This is a genomic window from Kitasatospora sp. NPDC054768 (assembly GCF_053612025.1).
Genome location: NZ_JBSHBN010000311.1, coordinates 1 through 3865, shown reverse-complemented (window position 1 = coordinate 3865; position 3865 = coordinate 1). Strand labels below are relative to the sequence as shown.

Sequence of the window (3865 nt, the reverse complement as noted above, 5' to 3'; positions counted from 1 at the left end):
CCCCGGGAGTGGGGGCCGCCCCGCCGCGCGTGGAACCGGGGGCTACTTCCTGCGCAGGTCGCCCGAGAAGCCGCCGACCAGCAGGTGCAGGCTGCCGTCCGGATTGCGGGTGTACACCTGGTCGTACGGGACGGCGGCGCAGCCGCTGAGCGTGCTCATCGGGGCGGTGCGCAGCACCACCCGGTCCGGGGTGGCCTGGACCAGGTTGGCGGTCGCGTCGCAGTAGCGGGTGCCCGCTCCCTCGTTGTTGTGGATCTGCGCGACCGGGTCGTTGGCCCGGCCCTGGGCGATGGTGATCGAGAAGTCCGGCTTGACGAGGGTCTGTTGGCTGCCCAGGTCGCCCTGCCAGGAGCCGAGGAAGGCGGCCGGGATCTCGCCGCCCGGCGTCGGGGCGGCGGAGGTGGCGGCGGGCGGGGTGCTGCCGGAGCCGGAGCCGGTGCCGTCGGTGTCGTTGCCGCGCACGGCCAGGACCACCGCGGTGCCGGCCGCCGCGACGGCCAGGACGGCGGCGACCAGCAGCACGCCGGGGCCGGGCCGGCCGCGGGTCGGCTGCGGCGGGGGTGCGTACGGGGGCCGGTACGGCGGGGGCCGTGTCGGGGAGTACGGCGTCGGCGTGCCCGGGGGCGTGGGCGTGGGCGTGGGCGTGGGCGTGGGCGTTCCGGGGGCCGGCGCCCCCGGGGTCGGCGGTGCGGCGTGCCACGGCTCCGCCGGGCCGAACTGCCCGGTGGGAGCGCCGGGTCGGGCCGGAGAGTCACTGTCCAGGTCCAGCAGTTCGACCGCGAGCGCGGCCAGCGCGGCGGCGATCGCGGGCGGCAGCCACTCCCGTCGCTCCAGCCGCTCGCCCGCCGTCGGGTCGGCCGCCGTCAGCCGCTCGCGCAGCTGGGCGGGAGTGGGCCGGCGGGCCGGGTCCTTGGCCAGGCACGCCGTCAGCAGGGCGCGCAACTCCCGGTCGGCCACGTCGAGTTCCGGCTCCTCGTGAAGGACCCGGTAGAGCAGGACGGGCGCGCTCACCCCCGAGCCGAACGGCGCGGTGCCGGTAGCGGCGTGGGCGAGTACGGCGCCGAGCGAGAAGACGTCCGAGGCGGGCCCGGCGCGGCGCCCCTCGGCCTGCTCGGGGGAGAGGTAGCCCGGGGAGCCGACCACGAAGCCCGACCGGGTGAGCGCGGTCGCCGCGTCCAGTGCCCGGGTGATCCCGAAGTCGATCAGGCGCGGGCCGTCCAGCGCCAGCAGCACGTTCGACGGCTTGACGTCCCGGTGCACCAGCCCCTGGGCGTGCACGGCCTGCAGCGCCTCGGCGAGCCCCACCCCGAGGGAGCGGACGGCGGCGACGGGCAGCGGGCCGAACTCCCGCACGGCGGCGGCCAGCGAGGGCCCGGCGACGTACCCGGTGGCCACCCAGGGCTGGGCGCCCTCGGTGTCCGCGTCCAGCACCGGGGCCGTCCAGCGGCCGCCGACCCGCCGGGCGGCGGCCACCTCGTTGCGGAACCGCACCCGGAACTCCCGGTCCGCCGCGAACTGCTCGTGCACCAGCTTGACGGCCACCGTGCGGCCGCCCGCCGTCCGGCCCAGGTAGACCCGGCCCATGCCGCCCGCACCGAGTCTCCGCAGCAGGCGGTACTCGCCCACCTGCCGGGGATCCCCGTCCCCCAGTGCCTCCACGCCGACTCTCCCCTCGCCGCGCCCGTCCGTACTCCACGCCAGACGGTACCGCCGGGACGGGCGGTTCCGGTTCGGGCCGACGGCCGCGGAACGAGTGCGGGTCTGTGGGTGGCCGGGGCCGATTCAGCTCCGGGCGGCTCCACTGGGCGCCTTGCCGGAGGCATCGGCCTGGGTGCGGCTCGCGGCGGCCTCGCCGTCGGGCGTGCCCTGTCCGTCCGCGTTCGCGCCGTGTCCGTTCGCGCCGTGTCCGTTCGCGCTGTGCCCGTTCGCCTCGTGGGCGCCGTGCCCGTTCCGGGAGGCGAGCGAGGCCGGCTCCGGCAGGTGCGCCTGGTGGTCCGGCGGGTAGAACTGCCGGGCCCAGTGCCGCATCGCGCCGATCGGCCCGTCGCCCTGGGCGAGCCGGGGCGGGGAGACGTACCGCTTGGTGGACCAGATCGGGAAGTCCGCCGAGGTGAACTCCAGGTTGCGCCGGAACATCGGGCCCGCCAGCAGCCTGGTCACCACCCGGCTGACGGTCCGGGCGACGGCCGGTGGCAGCCCGGACGGCTCCGCCATCACGAAGCGGCTCGCCTGCCGCAGCTGCATCCGGCCGGGGGCGACCTGGGTGGCCATGACCAGCGAGCAGATCTTCAGGCCGAGCGACGGGGTGTGGACGTCGGTGTGCAGGGCGGTGAGGCCGTACCCGTCCACCTCGACGTGGACCTCGCGCATTCCGAGCAGCGGGAAGGTCTCCCGGACCAGCATCGAGATGTGGAAGCCGGTGCCGTCGAACTCCACCGGTGCCGCCAGCTCGCCCTCGGGCCAGCCGTGCAGGGTGACGAAGTGGCCCAGGTCGAAGGAGTTCTCCATGACGTCCTGGGCGTAGCCGGGCATCTCGAAGGAGGCGTACCGCAGCGGCTGCCGTCCGTCGTCGAGCCGGTGCCAGGCGGGGATCTCCCAGTCCGGCTCCCGGCCGTCGTGGTGGCGCCAGACGAAGACCGCCTCGTTCACCTCGTGCACCGGCAGCTGCGTCAGCGCCGCCTTGGGTGTCTGGGTGCCGTACCCGGTGCGTACGCAGTGGCCGTCGGCGTCGAAGGCGAAGCGGTGGAACGGGCAGACCAGGTCGTTGCCCTCGACCGAGGCCAGGCCGAGGTGGGCGCCCAGGTGCGGGCAGTACGGGCGGATCGCGCGGAGGCGGCCGTTGCGCAACCGGTACAGCACGACGTCCTCGCCCGCGAGCTGGCGGGTGAGCACGGTGCCGGGCTTGAGCTCGGCGGAGAAGGCGAGTGCGGACCAGCCGTCGGGATAGGGCAGCGCCGGTGGCAGGGCGACGTCGGCCGCGGTCGGGCGGTTGCTGACGGGGTGGACGTGCTTGGACACGCGCATGAAGTCTCCTGTCGGTCTGTCCGGCGCCGCCCCTCCCAGGCGATTAGCGCTCGAACAGAATGGAATTCAGATGCTATCCACGGAACGGGAGCCCGTGCACGGACAATCCCCCTAAGCAGCAACAAGTCTGATGATCCGCCAGGTATGAGTTTTCAAGGATTCGACAGATCCCGGGCACCCGCCCGGCTCCTGGGCGGGCGTGTCCGAGCACCTCGGCGGGGCTCCGCCGGCGAGCGGCGGCCGAACGGGGGCAGAACGGGGGCCGAGCAGCGGCCGAGCGGGTCGAACGGGGAGGCGGACGGCACCCGGGCCGGAGCCGGGCCGTCGGGACCGGGCGGCATCCCTTCGGGCCCGTACCTCGGGACGATCGGTGCCGGCGACGGATTCCGCGGTCCCGGGACCGGGGTTTTCCTTTCCGGTCGCTCCGCGATTTCCCGGCCGGCCCGTTTCCGGCCGCCGTGCGCGGCGCTTCCCGCCGCGCGGTCGAAGAAGGGTCGAGAGGCGCTGGAAAGAGCTTTCAGGCGGGGGTGCGGTGTGTTGTGGTGGGTGCCGGGGAGCCCGGGCCGCGGGTGGTTCGACGACCGTGGGCGGGCGGAGCACCGCTGGTCGGTGGCGCATCGGTGGCGTAGACGCTCGCGCATGGAGCTGAGAGCGGCGGCTATGGATCGTCCGGGCAGGGGGGATTTGAATGGTGCCACGACGACGAACCGATCGGGCGCAACCGGCGCCTTCGAGGATCGGTCTCCGGTGATTCCTCCGAGTCTTGGAATGAGGGTGTTCGTGATGGCTGGTGTGGTGGATCTCGCGGTCGGGTCCGGTGTGGTGCTGGTGGTCGGTGGGA

At 74.6% G+C, this 3865-nt stretch carries 3 protein-coding genes; 1 reads left to right on the top strand and 2 read right to left on the bottom strand.

The window, feature by feature from the left end:
* Positions 1-42: 42 nt before the first annotated feature.
* Positions 43-1659: a serine/threonine-protein kinase gene (locus ACWGKU_RS40700; protein WP_452180844.1), complete on the bottom strand. Its 1617-nt coding sequence runs from the start codon at positions 1657-1659 to the stop codon at positions 43-45.
* A 123-nt stretch (positions 1660-1782) separates the two neighbouring features.
* On the bottom strand, positions 1783-3024 hold the full coding sequence (locus tag ACWGKU_RS40695) for a Rieske 2Fe-2S domain-containing protein (protein ID WP_452180843.1): 1242 nt from the start codon (positions 3022-3024) through the stop codon (positions 1783-1785).
* Between the two features lie 639 nt (positions 3025-3663).
* Between ACWGKU_RS40695 and ACWGKU_RS40690 the strand changes: the two genes are divergently transcribed.
* A partial coding sequence (locus tag ACWGKU_RS40690) for a hypothetical protein (RefSeq protein WP_452191826.1) occupies positions 3664-3865 on the top strand: 202 nt, incomplete at its 3' end.

Coding starts and splice junctions, on each gene's coding strand:
- ACWGKU_RS40695 (WP_452180843.1), bottom strand. CDS start 3,024: ATGCGCGTGTCCAAGCACGTCCACCCCGTCAGCAACCGCCCGACCGCG.